The following is an 18,564-nucleotide window of genomic DNA, read 5'->3' as shown; positions in this document are numbered from 1 at the left end:
GGGGTGAATTCAGGGGGGGTGCCCGGGTTCTCCGCAGCCCCCTTCTTTGCTTTCAATGGTGGGATAAGGAATCCAGGACTCCGAAGCCGAAGCGACGTAGCCGAAGCGACGTAGCCGAAGACATGGGGCACTCATGACCAATGCGACAACCAGCACCAGCGCGTGGGTGCGCCGGTTCCATCCGGCCGAGGACGCGGCCGCCCGCCTGGTCTGCTTCCCTCACGCGGGAGGCTCCGCCAGTTACTACTTCCCGGTGTCGCGGGCGCTGTCGCCGGCGCTGGACGTGGCGACCGTCCAGTACCCGGGGCGTCAGGACAGGCGGCACGAGCCGTGCGTGGACGACGTACGGCGCATGGCGGACGTGATGGCGGACGAGCTGCGCCCGTGGTGCGACCGTCCGGTGGCGTTGTTCGGGCACAGCCTGGGCGCCACGCTCGCGTTCGAGGTCGCGCTGCGTCTGGAGGCGGAGGGGACGCAGTTGCTGGCCCTGTTCGCTTCGGGGCGGCGGGCCCCCTCCCGCCACCGCGAGAAGGAGTTCATGCACCTCGCCGACGACGAGCGGCTGCTCGCCACCATCAAGCGGATGGGTGGTACGGGCGCGGCGGTGCTCGCGGACGACGAGGTGCTCCGCATGGCGCTCCCGGCGATCCGGGCCGATTACAAGGCGGCGGAGACCTACCGCTACCAGCCGGGTCCGCAGCTCGCGTGCCCGGTGGTCGTCCTCAACGGCGAGTCCGACCCCGAGGTCACGGCGCACGAGGCCGACGGCTGGCAGGACCACACGGCGGCCGGCGTCACGTTCCACTGGTACCCGGGCGGGCACTTCTACCTCAACGACCACGCGGCCGAGGTCATCTCGCTCATCCGCAACCGGGTCCTCAGCGGCCGGTAGCCGGTCCTCGGCGGCCGGCGGATCGAGCAGGGGAAGAGCCGGAGGGGGCGGCTGCCGCACATCGCGGCGGCCGCCCCCTCCGGCTCTTGCGGGTGGTCGCGCCCGTCAGGAGGCGGAGCCGACCCGCTTCAGGTAGTCGAGCATGATCTCGTCGAACCGCTCGGGTTCCTCGAGATGCGGTACGTGGCTCGACTCCTCGAGGATTTCCCACCGCACGTCGGGGATCAGGTCCTGGAACGGCTGCACCGTCCTCGGCGTCGCCTCGTCGTGCCGGCCGGAGATCACCAGCGTCGGCACCTCGATGTCGGCGATGCAGTCCACGACGCCCCAGTCCTTCAGGGTTCCGTTCACGTGGAACTCGCTCGGGCCGTTCATCGCGTAGTACACGGTCGGGTCGTTGAAGAGCTCGTAGAACGTGGCCTGCCAGTCTCGCGGCCACGGCTTGAGACGGCACACGTGGCGCTCGTAGAACGGCAGCGCGGCCGCGTGGTACTCGTCCGTGTTCGTCGTACCGGCCGCCTCGTGCCTGCGCAGGGTCTCGTCGACCCCCTCGGGCAGTCGCGCGCGCAGCACCTCCATCTCCTCCAGCCACAGCGGGTACGAGGCCGGCGAGTTGGCTATGACCAGGCCCTTGAGCCCGGCCGGGCGCGCCGAGGCGTACTTCGCGGTCAGCAGGCCGCCCCAGGACTGGCCGAAGAGCAGGTAGTTGTCCGCGATCCCCAGGGCCTCGACCAGGTTCTTCAGCTCGGCCAGAAAGAGGTCGACGGTCCAGAAGTCCGCGCCGCGCTCCGGCAGATGCGTGGATCCGCCGTTGCCCAGCTGGTCGTAGTGGACGACCGGCCAGCCGTGCGCGGACAGTTCGGCGAGCCGCAGCAGGTAGTCGTGGGTGCTGCCCGGACCGCCGTGCACGACGACCAGGGCCGGGAGCCCGGAATTCAGGTCTCCCGTGACGCGGTACCAGGTCTTGTACGGGCCGAAGGGGACGGTTCCCTTGGCGGAAGGGGCGATGCGTGCCGGCGGCATCTGGCTACCTCTCGATGACACGGAATGCGGGGCGGGCCATCCCTTGCGGGTGGCCCGCCCGGCCTGACGGATACGGCTGCTTTGGCGCCGCGGTGCCAAGGCCCTACGGCGCCAAGGCACTACGGCGCTACGGCGCTACGGCTGCTGCTGCTCGAGCGAGGCGAGCCACTCCTCGACGACACCGGCCGTGACCGGGGCGTCCTGCTCGATCATGGTGAAGTGGTTCGTCGGCAGGGTCCGGTGCGTGTGGTGGGCCTCCCACGGCTTCGCCGCCCAGCTGTCGTCCTCGGGCTCGGAGCCGTCCGGGCCGGGCATGAAGGGCTTCTCCGCTCCGATGAACAGCACCGGCGCCTCCACAGAGGTGACCTCGATCTTCGGGACGAGGTCGAAGTAGCAGGCCATCGCCGACAGCACGGTGCTGTCGAACATGCCGTACTCCGAGTCCTTGCCGACCAGCGCCATGGCGAGCTGCTTCATCAGCTCGTTCGAGTCGCCGTTGTTGGTGTCCACCCGGTAGGTGTCGAGGAGGACGAGGCCGGCGGGCTTGACTCCCTTCTCCCGCTCCAGGTACGCGGCCACCTCGTGCGCGATGATGCCTCCGGCCGAGTAGCCGATCAGCACGAACGGTTCGCCTTCCGCCGTCTCGAGGATGCTGCGCGCGAAGGTCTCGGTCACGGTGGGAACCGAGGTCGGCAGGCTTTCGCCGGCCGCGAACCCCTGGGTCGGCAGCGCGCTCACCTTGCGGGTGCCGCGGAACGGTGCGGCGAACCGCGCGTGCTGCTGGGGGCCGGCCGTGGCCATCGGCGAACTGACGCAGATGAGACGGATCCGGCCCGGTCCGTCGGCCAGCTTCACGCCGGTCGGCACGTGGTCGAGCTCCTCGACGGTGTCGAACCGCGGCCGCAGCGCGCCCACCGCGCGCAGCAGGTCGAAGCCCTCGACGACCTTCCCCGAGAGCACCGCGCTGCGGAACAGTCCGGTCAGCGTCTCTGCCGGACGGTCCTGCCCGCCCTGCTGCGTGGACGCCTCCGCCGCCGGCGCCGAGCCGTCCAGGTGGGCGGCCAGGTCCTCGACGAGCCGGCGGGCCAGCCCGGCCGGGTTCTTGTTGTCGAAGACCACCATGGGCGGCAGCCGCAGTCCGGTCGCGGAGGTCAGGGTGTTGCGCAGTTCCATCGCGGCCAGCGAGTCGAAGCCGGCCTCCAGGAAGTCCCGCTCCGGGTCGACGGCCGAGGCTTCCGCGTACCCGAGTGCCGTCGCCGTGTGCCGCACGACGAGCTCCACGAGGAGCTGCTCCTGCTCGGCCCCGGTCAGTGGCGCGAGCTGCCTGCGCAGGGCGCCCGGGTCGTCGCCGCCCGCCGAGGCCCGCCGCTTGACGGCGGGCACCAGCCCGCGCAGCAGTGCCGGCAGACCGGCGCCGCGGCCGCGCAGACCCTGCGCGTCGACCTTCAGCGGTACGAGGGTGGCGTGATCGGTGGTCAGTGCCGCGTCGAAGGCGGCGAGGCCGTCCGCGACGGGCAGTGCGGGCAGACCCTGACGCTTCATGCGCTCACGGTCGGCGTCGGTCAGCCACTGGGACAGGCCGGTGTCCGCGTCCCACAGGCCGTAGGCGAGTGAGGTGGCGGGCAGGCCCAGCGAGCGGCGGTGCGCGGCGAACGCGTCCAGGAAGACGTTGGCCGCGGCGTATCCGCCCTGGCCGGCGGCCATGACCAGACCGCCGGAGGACGAGAAGACCACGAAGGCGGCGAGGTCGTGGCCGGCCGTCAGTTCGTGCAGGTGCCAGACGGCATCCGCCTTCGGCTTGAGGGAGACCTCCAACTGGTCCGTGGTGAGCGAGGGGACCAGGCCGTTGTGGGCGGTACCGGCCGCGTGGACGATGCCGCGCAGCGGGTGGTCGGGGTCGATGGCGGCCAGCAGGGTGGCGAGGCTGTCGCGGTCGGAGACGTCGCAGGCCGCGATGGTGGCCCGGGCGCCCAGTTCGGCGAGTTCGGCCTGCAGTTCGGCGGCGCCGGGGGCGTCGAGACCGCGGCGGCTCGTGAGCAGCAGGTGCCCGACGCCGTGCTCGGTGACGAGGTGACGGGCGACCAGCGCGCCCAGACCACCCGTACCACCGGTGACCAGCACCGTGCCCTCGGAGCCGAAGACGGGTTCCGCCGGGGTCTGCGCGGGTGCGGGTGCGGGCACCCGGACCAGCCTCGGCACCAGAACCTGGCCTCCGCGCAGCGCCAGTTCGGTTTCGCCGCCGACGACCGCCGCGGCCAGCAGTCGCTCGGACGCCTCGGTGCCGTCGGTGTCGACCAGGACGAACCGTCCCGGGTTCTCGGCCTGTGCGGCGCGTACGAGGCCCCAGACCGGGGCCTGGTCGAGCTCGGTGGCGGCGTCGGTCGTCACCAGGGCCAGGGTCGAGGATGTGAATATCTCGTCGGCCAGCCACTGCTGGAGCAGCTCCAGCGCCCGGAAGGTCCGGGAGCGCACCGCCGACAGCACGTCCTCCCCGGCGGCGATCCCGGAGCCGATCCGGGCGATCACGGTGTCCGGCGCGGTGACGGAGCCGTCGGCGATGGCCGCCGCCAACTCCGCCACATCGGCGAAGACCGGTCCGTCGACGGCGGGTTCCGCCGATCCGAGGACCGCGACACTGCCCGTCGCCGCCCCGGCGGAGGCCGGGGCCGCGATCCAGTCGACGCGAAGCAGCGAGTCCTGCCGTGCGCCGCCTCCGAAGGCCTCCGGGGCCGCCTCGCGCAGGTCGAGCGCCGCCACGTGGGCGACGGGGGCACCGGACGGGTCGGCCAGTTCCAGCGTCACCGTCTGCGGGCCGGTCGGCGCGATGCGGACGCGCACGGCCTGGGCGCCGACCGCTTGGAGCGTCACACCGCCCCAGGAGAACGGCAGCAGGGTCTGGCCGCCCTCGTCGTCCTCGCGCAAGCCGGCCAGCGGCATCACGTGCATGGCCGCGTCCAGCAGGGCCGGGTCGATCCCGAAGGCCGCGGCGGGCGCGTCCTCGGGCAGGGCGGCTTCGGCGAACAGCTCGTCGCCGCGCCGCCAGGCGGCCTGGATGCCCTGGAACAGCGGGCCGTAGTTGTAGCCGTACTCCACGAGCGTTTCGTACGCGCCGTCCACGTCGACGACCTTGGCGCCGGCGGGCGGCCACTGGGAGAAGTCGTACGAGGCCGCCGGACGCCGGCCGACCCCCAGATGCCCCTCGGCGTGCTGGACCCACGGCTCGTCCACACCCTCGACACGGGAGTGGACGGTGATGTTGCGGGCGCCCGACTCGTCCGGGCCGCCGACGGCGACCTGGAGGGCGACACCGCGCTCGTCACCGAGCACCATCGGCGCCTGGAGGGTCAGTTCCTCGACGCTGTCGCAGCCGACGCGCTCGGCGACCGCGAGTGCCAGGTCCACGAAGGCGGCGCCGGGGAGCAGCACGTTGCCGAGCACGTCGTGGTCGGCCACCCAGCGGTGGGTGCCGACCGCGAGCCGGCCGGTGAAGACGAACCCGTCGGTGTCGGGCAGCGCCACCACGGCGCTGAGCAGCGGGTGGTCGATCGAGTCGAGCCCCATGGCGCCGGGGCTTGTGCCCGGGTCGTCGCCGAGGTGCCAGAAGTACTGGCGTTGGAAGGCGTAGGTGGGAAGGTCGATGCGGTGGGCGCCCGTACCGGCGAAGAGGGCAGACCAGTCGACGGTCGTGCCGCGCACGTGCAGCTGGCCCAGGGCCGTCAGCAGCGCCGGAGCCTCCGGCCGGTCCTTACGGACAGCCGGAACCGTCAGAACGCTCTCACCCTCCAGGGACTGCTGCGCCATCGCGGACAGCACACCGTCAGGACCCAGCTCGAGGAAACGGGAAACTCCCTCCGCCTCCAGGAAGCGAACACCGTCCGAGAACCGGACCGCCTCACGAACATGGCGGACCCAGTAGTCCGGAGTGGACAGCTCTTCGCCGGCGAGGGTGCCCGTCACGTTCGAGACCACCGGAATCCGCGCAGTGCCGTAACTCAGGCTCTCCGCGACCGTGCGGAACTCCTCGAGCATCGGTTCCATCAGCGGCGAGTGGAACGCGTGCGACACCTTCAGACGGCTGGTCTTACGACCCTCGGCCTCGAAATGCGCCCGGATCGAGAGAACCTCTGCCTCGTCACCGGAGACCACCACCGAAGACGGCCCGTTCACCGCGGCGATCGACACGCCCTCGGTCAGGTGCGGGAGGACTTCCTCCTCCGTCGCCTGGATCGCGACCATCGCACCACCCGACGGCAGCGCCTGCATCAAACGACCGCGAGCCACCACCAGACGGGCCGCATCCTCCAGAGACAGAACACCCGATACGTGGGCCGCGGCCAGCTCACCAACCGAGTGACCGGCCAGGAAGTCCGGACGGACCCCCCACGCCTCCACCAGCCGGAACAGAGCCACCTCAATAGCGAACAAGGCCGGCTGCGAGAACTCCGTCTGGTTCAGCGCATCCGCATCCTCACCCCACACCACCTCACGCAACGGACGCGACAAATGCCCGTCGAGCTCAGTGACAACCGCATCGAACGCCTCCGCGAACACCGGGAACGCGGCGTGCAGCTCACGCCCCATGCCGATCCGCTGCGCACCCTGACCCGTGAACAAGAACGCCGTACGACCGGTCGAGCGGCGGGCCGAAACCGCGCCACGTCCGGCGGCCACCGCCGCCAGACCACGGACCAGCTCCGCACGGTCCTCACCCACCACCACCGCACGGTGGTCATGAACCGTACGCCCGGTCGCCAGGGAGAACGCCACATCCAGCGGGTCGAGACCGTCGTTCGCCTCGACGTGTGCGAGCAACCGCTCCGCCTGGACCGTCAGACCCTCGGCGGACGCAGCGGATACCAGCCACGGCACCAGACCGCTGTCCTTCGTCGCGTCCGTCTGCGGGCGGTCCTCCGGGACCTGCTCGATGATGACGTGGGCGTTGGTGCCACTGATGCCGAACGAGGAGACACCGGCCCGGCGCGGACGCCCCAGCTCCGGCCACTCCCGCGCCTCGGACAACAGCTCGATGTCGCCCGCCTCCCAGTCCACGGCCGGCGAGGGCTCGTCGAGGTGCAGCGTCTTCGGCATCACGCCGTTCCGCATGGACTGGATCACCTTGATGATGCCGGCGACGCCCGCGGCGGCCTGGGTGTGGCCGATGTTGGACTTCAGGGAGCCCAGCCACAGCGGCTGACCCTCGGGGCGGTCCTGACCGTAGGTGGCCAGGAGGGCCTGGGCCTCGATCGGGTCGCCGAGGGTGGTGCCGGTGCCGTGCGCCTCGACCAGGTCGACATCAGCCGTGGAGAGCCCGGCCGAGGCCAGTGCCTGCCGGATGACTCGGCGCTGGGCCGGTCCGTTGGGAGCCGTCAGGCCGTTGCTCGCACCGTCCTGGTTGACGGCGGAGCCGCGGACCACGGCGAGGATCGGGTGGCCGTTGCGGCGGGCGTCCGACAGCCGTTCCACGAGCAGCATGCCGACGCCCTCACCCCATCCGGTGCCGTCCGCGCCCGCCCCGAAGGACTTGCAGCGGCCGTCGGGGGCGAGTCCGCGCTGGCGGCTGAACTCGACGAAGACATCGGGGGTGGCCATGACGGCCACACCGCCGGCGAGCGCCATCGAGCATTCACCGGAGCGCAGGGCCTGGATCGCCCAGTGCAGGGCGACGAGTGAGGACGAGCACGCCGTGTCGATGGTGACCGCCGGGCCCTCGAGTCCGAAGACGTAGGAGAGACGGCCCGAGGCGATCGAACCGGTGTTGTTGTTGTCCGCGTAGTCGTGGTACATCATGCCCGCGAACACGCCGGTGGAGCTGCCCCGCAGCGTGGCCGGGTCGATGCCCGCCCGCTCGAACACCTCCCACGAGGCCTCCAGCAGCAGGCGCTGCTGCGGGTCCATGTAGAGGGCCTCGTTCGGGCTGATCCCGAAGAACGCCGGGTCGAAGTGCGCGGCGTCGTGCAGGAATCCGCCTTCGCGGGTGTACGTACGGTTGGTCTTGCCCGGTTCGGGGTCGTAGACGTCCGGATCCCAGCCGCGGTCGGTCGGGAACTCCGTGACGCCGTCGATGCCGTTCGCGACGAGGTTCCACAGGTCCTCGGGCGTCTCGACGCCGCCGGGGTAGCGGCAGGCCATCGACACGATCGCGATCGGGTCGTCGTCCAGCACCGTCGCGGCGGCCGCGATGTGGCTCCCTTCGACGGCTCCGGTCAGCTCCGCCGCGAGGTGCGCGGCGACGGACTCCGAAGTCGGGTAGTCGAAGACCAGCGTCGGAGAGAGGCGCAGGCCGGAGACCTCGTTGAGGCGGTTGCGCAGTTCGACGGCCGCGAGGGAGTCGAAGCCCAGCTCGTTGAAGGCTCGTCCGGCCTCGACCGCGTCGGCCGACGCGTGGCCGAGCACCTCGGCGACCTGGGCCCGTACGAGGTCCAGCAGCAGTCGTCCGCGTTCGTCGGCCGGCAGAGCCGCGAGACGTGCGCCGAGCGAGGACTCGTCACTGCCGGAGCGGGCCGCCTGACGGACCGGGGTCCGGACCAGGCCGCGCAGGATCGGCAGGACGAATCCGGACGTGGCCTGGGCGCGCAGGGCGGCCAGGTCGAGCTGGAGGAGCACGACGTGCGGGGTCGGGGATCCGAGTGCGCGGTCGAAGAGCGCGAGGCCCTCGTCGACGGAGAGCGGGGGGAAGCCCTGGCGCTTGAGCCGGGCCACGGCGGCGGCGTCCAGCTCGCCGCCCATGCCGAAGCCGGTGTCCCACAGGCCCCAGGCCATGGAGACGGCGGGCAGGCCGGCTGTCCGACGCTGGGCGGCGAGGGTGTCGAGGAAGCCGTTGGCCGCCGTGTAGTTGGCCTGTCCGGCGCCGCCGAAGGTGCCGGCGATGGAGGAGAAGACGACGAAGGCGGACAGGTCGGCGTCACGGGTGAGCTCGTGCAGGTGCCAGGCCGCGTCGGCCTTCGGCGCCAGCACCGTGTCGAAACGCTCCGGCGTCAGAGCACCGACGACACCGTCGTCCAGAACACCGGCCGAGTGGACGACACCGGTCAGCGGATGCTCCGCCGGCACCGCCGCCAGGACCTCCGCCAGCGCCTCACGGTCGGAAACGTCACACGCCACAACCGTGACCTGCGCACCCAACTCGACGAGCTCGGACCGCAGTTCGGCGGCGCCGGGAGCGTCGAGACCGCGGCGACTGGTCAACACCAGATGCCGCACCCCGTACTCGGACACGAGATGCCGGGCGAACAGCGCGCCCAGACCACCCGTGCCACCGGTGACCAGCACCGTGCCCTCGGCGTCGAAGGCGACATCGGGGGCGGCGGGGGCCGCCTTCGCCAAGCGCGGCACGAGCACCGTGCCCGCCCGCAGCGCCACATCGGACTCACCGCCGGCCACGACGGCCGCCAGCACCTGGAGCGACTCGGCCGAGCCGTCCGTGTCCACGAGCGCGAAGCGGTCGGGGTTCTCGCTCTGGGCGGCCCGCACCAGACCGCGTACGGCGGCCACGGACAGGGCGTCCACGCAGATGCCGTCCGCCTCTCCCTCGGTGCCGGTGAGCGCCGCGTTGCGGGTCACCACCACCAGCTGGGAATCGGCGAACCGCTCGTCCGCAAGCCAGTTCTGTACGACGTCCAGCGCACGGTGGACGCCGTCGCGCATGCCGGCGACCGCGTCGCCCTCGGCGCGCACGGAGATCGGGTAGAGCACCCGCTCGGGGGCGGAAGCTCCCGCGTCGACCCGGTCGGTCAGGGCCGCCAGGTCCGCGTACCGGGTGCCCCGGAAGCCGTCGACGAGGTCGCCGTCGGGGCCGATCACGCCCCAGCCGGACTCCTGGGAGCCGTCCGCCGCGGTGACGGGAACCCGGGCCCACCGGACCTCGTAGGAACCCTGGATCCGGTCGCTGCCAGTGGCGGCGAGCTGCTGGGCGGAGACCTCTCGGGCCACCAGTGAGGACACCGTGAGGACGGGCCGGCCGGTCCGGTCCGCGACGAAGAGCGCGGTGCCGGTGCCGGGGCCGTCCGTCTCCTGGGGGGAGACGCGGACGCGCAGAGCGGTTCCGCCCACCGAGTGCAGTTCGACGCCGTTCCATGCGAACGGGACCAGTGTGCGGTCGTCCTCACTGTCAGCGGCGACGAGGTTCACGTGCAGGGCGGCGTCCAGCAGGGCCGGGTGCAGGCCGAACTTCGCCGCGTCGCCGTGGGCGGACTCGGGCAGCTCGACTTCGGCGAACAGCTCGTCGCCGTCGCGCCAGGCGGCCTTGAGGCCCTGGAAGACCGGGCCGTAGTGGTATCCGGACTCACGCAGCCATGCGTACGCGCCTTCGACGTCGATCGGTGTTGCGGCCGCGGGCGGCCAGGCCGCGAGGTCGAACGAGGGGGAGTCCGCCGGCGCGGTGAGCACACCCGTGGCGTGCAGTGTCCATGGCAGTTCGGCATCCTGCGCCTCCTCGGAGCGGGAGTGGATGCCCAGGCTCCGCGCGCCGGAGGCGTCAGGGGCTCCGACGGCGACCTGAAGGGCGACACCGCCGCGCGCGGGCAGGACGAGCGGCGCGTGCAGCGTCAGCTCCTCCACCCGTCCGCAGCCGACCTGATCGCCGGCGCGTACGGCCAGTTCGACGAACGCCGTGCCCGGCAGCAGGAGATTGCCCAGCACCTCGTGGTCCGTCAGCCAGCGCTGCGTGCCGGCCGCGAGGCGACCGGTGAGGACGACGGAGTCGTTCTCGGGCGAGGCGAGTGCGGCGCTGAGGATCGGGTGGTCGACCGGCTCGAGGCCGGCCGCGCCGAGGTCGGCGGTGCCACCGGGAAGGGAGTCCTGCCAGTAGCGGGTCCGCTGGAAGGCGTAGGTGGGGAGGTCGATGCGACGGGCACCCGTACCGGCGAAGAGAGCAGACCAGTCGACCGTCGTGCCGCGCACGTGCAGCTGGCCCAGGGCCGTCAGCAATGCCGGGGCCTCCGGCCGGTCCTTACGGACCGCCGGAACCGTCAGAACGCTTTCACCGTTCAGGGACTGCTGCGCCATCGCGGACAGCACACCGTCAGGACCCAGCTCGAGGAACCGGGAGACTCCCTCGCTCTCCAGGAAACGGACACCGTCCGAGAAACGGACCGCCTCACGGACGTGACGGACCCAGTACTCCGAAGTGGACAGCTCCTCACCAGCGAGCGTGCCCGTCACGTTCGAGACCACCGGAATCCGCGCAGTGCCGTAACTCAGGCCCTCCGCGACCGTGCGGAACTCCTCGAGCATCGGCTCCATCAGAGGCGAGTGGAACGCGTGGCTGACCTTCAGACGGCTGGTCTTACGACCCTCCGCCTCGAAATGCGCCCGGATCGAAAGAACCTCTGCCTCGTCACCGGAAACCACCACCGAAGACGGCCCGTTCACGGCGGCGATCGACACGCCCTCGGTCAGGTGCGGGAGGACTTCCTCCTCCGTCGCCTGGATCGCGACCATCGCACCACCCGACGGCAGCGCCTGCATGAGACGACCGCGAGCCGCCACCAGACGGGCCGCATCCTCCAGCGTCAGGACCCCCGACACGTGGGCAGCGGCCAGCTCACCCACCGAGTGACCGGCCAGGAAGTCCGGACGAACGCCCCAGCCCTCCACCAGCCGGAACAGAGCCACCTCAATGGCGAACAGGGCCGGCTGCGAGAACTCCGTCTGGTTCAGCGCATCCGCATCCTCACCCCACACCACCTCACGCAACGGACGCGACAAATGCCCGTCGAGCTCAGCCGTAACCGCATCGAACGCCTCAGCGAACACCGGGAACGCCGCATGCAGCTCACGCCCCATACCGATCCGCTGCGCACCCTGACCCGTGAACAAGAACGCCGCACGACCGGTCGAACGGCGGGCCGAGACCGCGCCGCGCCCGGCGGCCACCGCCGCCAGACCACGGACCAGCTCCGCACGGTCCTCACCGACCACCACCGCACGGTGATCAAGCAACGACCGGCTCGACACGAGCGAGAACGCCACGTCCAGCGGTGTCAGTGCCTCGCGCCCCTCGACGTGTGCCAGCAGCCGCTCCGCCTGGGCCGCCAAGCCCTCGGCGGTCTTGGCGGAGAGGATCCACGGCGTCACGCCCGTGGCCGGGGTCTCGACGGGAGCCGGCTCGGCATCGGCAACATGCTCGAGGATCACGTGAACGTTGGTGCCGCTGATGCCGAACGAGGAGACACCGGCCCGGCGCGGACGCCCCAGCTCCGGCCACTCCCGCGCCTCCGACAACAGCTCGACGTCACCCGCCTCCCAGTCCACCTGCTCCGAGGGCGCGTCGACGTGCAGGGTCTTGGGCAGGACGCCGTGGCGCATCGCCTCGACGACCTTGATGATCCCCGCGACACCGGCGGCCGCCTGGGCGTGACCGATGTTGGACTTCAGGGAGCCCAGCCACAGCGGCTGACCCTCGGGACGGCCCTGGCCGTAGGTGGCCAGCAGCGCCTGCGCCTCGATCGGGTCACCGAGCGTCGTACCGGTACCGTGGGCCTCGACCAGGTCGACATCCGCCGTGGAAAGCCCGGCCGAGGCCAACGCCTGCCGGATGACACGGCGCTGCGAAGGACCATTGGGTGCGAAGAAGCCGTTGCTCGCACCGTCCTGGTTGACGGCGGAACCCCGTACGACCGCCAGCACCGGATGCCCGTTGCGACGGGCGTCCGACAGCCGCTCCACGAGCAGAATGCCGACACCCTCGCTCCAGCCCGTGCCGTCCGCCGCGTCCGCGAAGGACTTGGAGCGGCCGTTCGGGGCCAGTCCGAGCTGGCGGCTGAACTCGACGAGCATCTCCGGTGTGGCCATGACGGCCACACCGCCGGCGAGCGCCATCGAGCACTCCCCGGCGCGCAGGGCCTGGATCGCCCAGTGCAGGGCGACGAGTGAGGACGAGCACGCCGTGTCGACGGTGACCGCCGGGCCCTCGAGCCCGAGGGTGTAGGCGATGCGGCCGGAGACGAGGCTGCCGCCACTGGTGCTGCCGCCGCCGTGGCCCATCCCGTAGTCGTGGTACATCAGTCCGGCGAACACGCCGGTCGAGCTCCCGCGCAGCGCGTCGGGGTCGATGCCGGCACGCTCCAGCGCTTCCCAGGAGGCTTCCAGCAGGAGCCGCTGCTGCGGGTCCATCGCCAGGGCCTCGCTGGGCGAGATCCCGAAGAAGCCGGCGTCGAAGTCGGCCGCGTCGTGCAGGAACCCGCCCTGGTTCACGTACGACTTGCCGGGCTTTCCGGGCTCGGGGTCGTAGACGTCCGGGTCCCAACCGCGGTCGGCCGGGAAGTCCGCGATGGCGTCGATGCCACCCGCGACGAGCTTCCACAGGTCCTCGGGTGACGCGACGCCGCCGGGGTAGCGGCAGGCCATCGACACGATCGCGATCGGCTCGTCGTCATTGCGTACGCCGACGGGCACGAGGCCTGCGGCGGAGGACTCGTCGGTGCCCTCGAATTCCTCGTCGATGTGCTGGGCGACGGCCTGGGCGTTCGGGTAGTCGAACAGGAGGGTGGCGGGCAGGCGAAGGCCGGTTTCCGCGTTGAGCACGTTGCGCAGTTCGACTGCGGCGAGGGAGTCGAAGCCGAGCTCCTGGAATGCGCGGTCCGGTTCGATGGCGTCGCCGGACGGGTACCCGAGCAGGTTCGCGACGTGCCCGCGGACCAGGTCCAGCAGTACGCGGGTCCGGTCGTCGGCGCTCCGGCCGGCGAGCCGGCCGGCCAGGGCCGAGGCGCCGGCCTCGCCCTGGCCGCTCGCCGCCTGGCGTACGGGGGTCCGCACCAAGCCGCGCAGCAGGGAGTGGAGGTCGCCGGCGCGGGCGCGCAGTGCGGTGGTGTCGATGCGCAGGGCCACGAGGACGGCGGGAGAGGCCGGGGACTCGAACAGGGCCGCGTCGACGGCGGACAGGCCCTCCTCCGCGGTGATGGGCGGGAATCCCTGCCGCTTGAGGCGGATGATGTCGGCCTCGCCGAGGTACGCGCCGAGGCCCGCGTCCACGCCCCACAGCCCGTATTCGAGTGAGGTGGCCGGCAGGCCGGCGGCCCGGCGGTGGACGGCCAGGGCGTCCAGGAAGACGTTGGCGGTGGCGTAGGCCGCCTGTCCGGCGGCGAAGATCGTGCCGCCGGCGGAGGAGAACAGCACGAAGGCGGACAGGTCGAGTTCGCGGGTGAGCTCGTGCAGGTGCCAGGCCGCGTCGGCCTTCGGCGCGAGTACGGCCTCGAACTCGTCCTCGGTCAGGCCGGTGACGACACCGTTGTACGCGACGCCTGCGGCGTGCACGACGGCGGTGAGCGGGTGGTCGGGGTCGATGCCGGCCAGCAGGGTGGCGAGGCTGTCGCGGTCGGAGACGTCGCAGGCCGCGATGGTGGCCCGGGCGCCCAGTTCGGCGAGCTCGGCCTGCAGCTCGGCGGCGCCGGGGGCGTCGAGACCGCGGCGGCTCGTGAGCAGCAGGTGCCCGACGCCGTGCTCGGTGACGAGGTGACGGGCCACCAGCGCGCCCAGACCACCCGTACCACCGGTGACCAGCACCGTGCCCTCGGGATTGAGCGCGGTGGCGCCCTCCTGCGGTACCGCGATCGAGGCCCGTGCCAGGCGGGGCGCCCGTATCTCGCAGCCGCGCAGCGCGATCTCCGGCTCGCCGCGATCGAGGGCGGCGCCGAGGGCGCGGCCGGACTCTTCGGAGCCGTCGGTGTCGACGAGGAGGAAGCGGCCGGGGTTCTCGGCCTGTGCGGCACGCAGCAGACCCCACACGGGTGCGAGGACGGTGTCGATGTCCTCGGTATCGGCCACGGCAACAGCGCCGCGGGTGAGGACGGCGAGGCGGCGGGAAGCGTAGCGCTCGTCGGCGAGCCAGGACTGAACGGCGGCGAGGGTCTCGTAGGCGACGGAACGCACGTCCGCGAGGACGTCCGCACCCGGTGCCACGGGCTGCCAGACGACGGTCTCCGGGAGGGTCTCACCGGAGTCGAGCGCTGCGGCGACGGCGGCGAGGCCGTCGTGGACGACCACGTCGGCGGTGGAGCCACCAGTGGCCGGCAGCAGGGTCCAGTCGATGCGGAACAGGTGCTGCTGGCGGGCAGCCGAGCGGGCGAGTTCCAGCTGCTCGGAGGAGACCGGCCGGGAGACCAGGGCCTCGACGTGGACCACGGGCCGGCCTGCCTCGTCGGCGGCGGCGAGCGTCACGGCGTCGGAGCCGGCCGAGGCCATGCGCATCCGCAGGGACGTCGCCCCGACGGCGTGCAGGGAGACGCCGTTCCAGGAAAAGGGCAGCAGGGTCTCGTCGCCGCTCGCCTCCTCCTCGAGCAGGGCCGCGTGCATCGCGGCGTCGAGCAGGGCGGGGTGCAGGCCGAAGCGGGCCGCGTCATCGTGGGCGACTTCGGGCAGCCGGACCTCGGCGAACAGCTCCTCGCCACGCTGCCAGGCGGCTTTGAGGCCCTGGAAGACCGGGCCGTAGCCGTAACCGCGCTCACGCAGCCGGGTGTACGCGTCCTCGACGTCCACGGCGGTGGCGCCGGTGGGGGGCCACTGGGTGAAGTCGAACGGGGCAGCCTGCGCGCCGGTGCCGACCAGGCCCTCGGCGTGCAGCGTCCACGGGGCGTCCTCGGACTCCTCGCGGGAGTGAATGCTCAGCGGGCGGCGGCCGGACGGGTCCGGCCCGCCGACGGTCACCCGCAGGACGACGCCGGTCTCGGAGGTCAGGATCAGCGGCGCTTGGAGGGTGAGCTCTTCCAGGACGTCGCAGCCGACGTGGTCACCGGCGCGCAGCGCCAGCTCGACGAAACCGGTGCCCGGCAGCAGAACGGAGCCGAGTACGTGGTGGTCGGCGATCCAGGCATGGGTGTCGAGGCCGAGGCGGGCGGTGAAAACGAGCCCGTCGGTCTCGGGGAGGGTGACGACACCGCCGAGCACGGGGTGCTCCACGGCGGTGAGGCCCATGGAGGCGGGATTGCCGCCGAGTTCGGTGCCGAGCCAGGACTCGGCCAAGTACTCGAGGGTGTGCAGCCAGTAGCGGGTCCGTTGGAAGGCGTAGGTGGGGAGGTCGATGCGGCGGGCGCCCGTACCGGTGAAGAGGGCAGACCAGTCGACCGTCGTGCCGCGCACGTGCAGCTGGCCCAGGGCCGTCAGCAATGCCGGGGCCTCCGGCCGGTCCTTACGGACCGCCGGAACCGTCAGAACACTCTCGCCATCAAGGGACTGCTGCGCCATCGCGGACAGCACACCGTCAGGACCCAGCTCGAGGAAACGGGAGACTCCCTCGCTCTCCAGGAAGCGAATACCGTCCGAGAAGCGGACCGCCTCACGAACATGACTCACCCAGTACTCCGCAGTGGACAGCTCCTCACCCGCGAGCGTTCCCGTCACATTCGAGACCACCGGGACGGTCGGCTGACCGTAGGTCAGGCTCTCCGCGACCGTACGGAACTCCTCGAGCATCGGCTCCATCAACGGCGAGTGGAACGCGTGCGACACCTTCAGACGGCTGGTCTTGCGACCTTCCGAGGCGAAGTGCTCACCGATAGCCAGCGCCGCGGCCTCATCGCCGGAGACCACCACGGACGACGGCCCGTTGACCGCGGCGATAGACACGCCCTCGGTCAGGTGCGGGAGGACTTCCTCCTCCGTCGCCTGGATCGCGACCATCGCACCGCCGGACGGCAGAGCCTGCATGAGACGACCGCGAGCCGCCACCAGACGGGCCGCATCCTCCAGAGAGAACACCCCCGCCACGTGGGCAGCGGCCAGCTCACCCACCGAGTGACCGGCCAGGAAGTCCGGACGCACACCCCAGCCCTCGAGCAGCCGGAACAGAGCCACCTCAATAGCGAACAAGGCCGGCTGCGAGAACTCCGTCTGGTTCAGCGCATCCGCGTCCTCACCCCACACCACCTCACGCAACGGACGCGACAGGTGACCGTCAAGCTCAGCGACAACCGCATCGAAAGCCTCAGCGAACACCGGGAACGCCGCATGCAGCTCACGACCCATGCCGATCCGCTGCGCACCCTGCCCCGTGAACAAGAAGGCCGCACGACCCTTGGACGTCCTCGCAGCGACCGGACCGCGGCCTTCGGCGACCGCCGCAAGGCCGTGCAGGAGTTCCTCACGGTTCTGGCCGACCACCACCGCACGGTGGTCGTGCAGGGTGCGCCCGGTCGTCAGCGAGTAGGAGACGTCGAGCGGTGTCAGTGTCTCGCGCCCCTCGACGTGTGCGAGCAGCCGCTCCGCCTGGGCCGCCAGGCCCTCGGCGGAGGCCGCTGACAGCAACCACGGCACGGCGGCCGGAGCGGGAGCCTCCTCGGCCGCTTCCGCGACGGGCTCCTCCTCCACGACCTGCTCGATGATGACGTGGGCGTTGGTACCACTGATGCCGAACGAAGAGACACCGGCCCGGCGCGGACGCCCCAACTCCGGCCACTCCCGCGCCTCCGACAACAGCTCGATGTCACCCGCCTCCCAGTCCACCTGGTGCGAGGGCTCATCGCCATCGAGGTGCAGGCTCTTCGGCAAGACGCCGTGACGCATCGCCTCGACGACCTTGATGATCCCCGCAACACCCGCGGCAGCCTGGGTGTGACCGATGTTGGACTTCAGCGAGCCCAGCCACAGCGGCTGACCCTCGGGACGGCCCTGACCGTAGGTGGCCAGCAGCGCCTGCGCCTCGATCGGGTCACCGAGCGTGGTACCGGTACCGTGCGCCTCGACCAGGTCGACATCCGCCGTCGACAGACTCGCGGACGCGAGCGCGGCCTTGATGACTCGGCGCTGGGCCGGTCCGTTGGGAGCCGTCAGGCCGTTGCTCGCACCGTCCTGGTTGACAGCGGAACCCCGTACGACCGCCAGCACCGGATGCCCGTTGCGGCGGGCGTCCGACAGCCGCTCCACGAGCAGCATGCCGGCACCCTCACCCCACACCGTGCCGTCGGCACCGGCCGCGAAGGACTTGCAGCGGGCCGCGTGGGAGAGGCCGCGCTGCCGGCTGAACTCGATGAAGGTCTCGGGGCTCGCCATGACGGCCACACCGCCGACCAGTGCCAGCGAGCACTCCCCCGATCGCAGGGACTGGATGGCGGAGTGCAGGGCGACCAGCGAGGACGAGCAGGCGGTGTCCACGGTGACGGAGGGGCCCTCGAGACCGAGGGCGTACGAGATGCGGCCCGAGGCGATCGATCCGGTGCTCGCGTTGGCCGGATAGTCGTGGTACATCATGCCCGCGAACACGCCGGTCGAGCTGCCCCGCAGCGAGACGGGATCGATGCCCGCCCGCTCCAGGGCCTCCCACGACGTCTCCAGCAGCAGCCGCTGCTGGGGATCCATCATCAGCGCCTCGTTCGGGCTGATCCCGAAGAACGCCGGGTCGAAGTCCGCCACCGAGTGCAGGAACCCGCCCTCGCGGATGTAGCTGGTGTTCTCGCCCTCGCCGCTCGGGTCGTAGATCCGCTCGGTGTCCCAGCCGCGGTCGGACGGGAACTCGGAGATCCCGTCCACACCGTCGGCGACCAGCTCCCAGAGGTCCTCCGGAGTCTCCACGCCGCCGGGGTAGCGGCACGCCATCGCCACGATCGCGATCGGTTCACGGGCAGCCGCGGTGAGTTTGCGGTTCTGCGCGCGCAGCCGATCGGTCTCCTTCAGCGACGACCGAAGAGCCTCGACAAGCTTCTGGTCAGAGCTGGCCATTT

Annotated in this window: 3 protein-coding genes; 1 reads left to right on the top strand and 2 read right to left on the bottom strand. The window is 71.5% G+C overall.

The features are described 5' to 3' along the window. Positions 1-133: 133 nt before the first annotated feature. A complete protein-coding gene (locus ACFYYB_RS36495) occupies positions 134-892 on the top strand; it encodes a thioesterase II family protein (RefSeq protein ID WP_389441752.1) in 759 nt (252 codons plus the stop codon). 105 nt (positions 893-997) lie between these two features. Here ACFYYB_RS36495 and ACFYYB_RS36490 read toward each other — a convergent pair whose 3' ends face one another. After that, entirely contained in the window at positions 998-1,915 is a 918-nt protein-coding gene (locus tag ACFYYB_RS36490) for a proline iminopeptidase-family hydrolase (RefSeq protein ID WP_389441750.1), read from the bottom strand. Positions 1,916-2,050: 135 nt separating this feature from the next. After that, positions 2,051-18,562, bottom strand: coding sequence for a type I polyketide synthase (locus tag ACFYYB_RS36485; RefSeq protein ID WP_389441747.1), 16,512 nt, complete (start codon positions 18,560-18,562; stop codon positions 2,051-2,053). Positions 18,563-18,564 lie beyond the last annotated feature (2 nt).

Origin of the sequence: Streptomyces sp. NPDC002886 (genome assembly GCF_042888445.1) — a bacterium.
Lineage (GTDB): Bacteria > Actinomycetota > Actinomycetes > Streptomycetales > Streptomycetaceae > Streptomyces.
Note: the sequence above shows the minus strand (reverse complement) of the source record. Positions and strands in the feature narration are given on the sequence as shown.

What these genes read in the sequence shown, in the direction of transcription:
- ACFYYB_RS36495 (WP_389441752.1), top strand. Translation starts at nt 134, where the DNA reads ATGACCAATGCGACAACCAGCACCAGCGCGTGGGTGCGCCGGTTCCAT.
- ACFYYB_RS36490 (WP_389441750.1), bottom strand. Translation starts at nt 1,915, where the DNA reads ATGCCGCCGGCACGCATCGCCCCTTCCGCCAAGGGAACCGTCCCCTTC.
- ACFYYB_RS36485 (WP_389441747.1), bottom strand. Translation starts at nt 18,562, where the DNA reads ATGGCCAGCTCTGACCAGAAGCTTGTCGAGGCTCTTCGGTCGTCGCTG.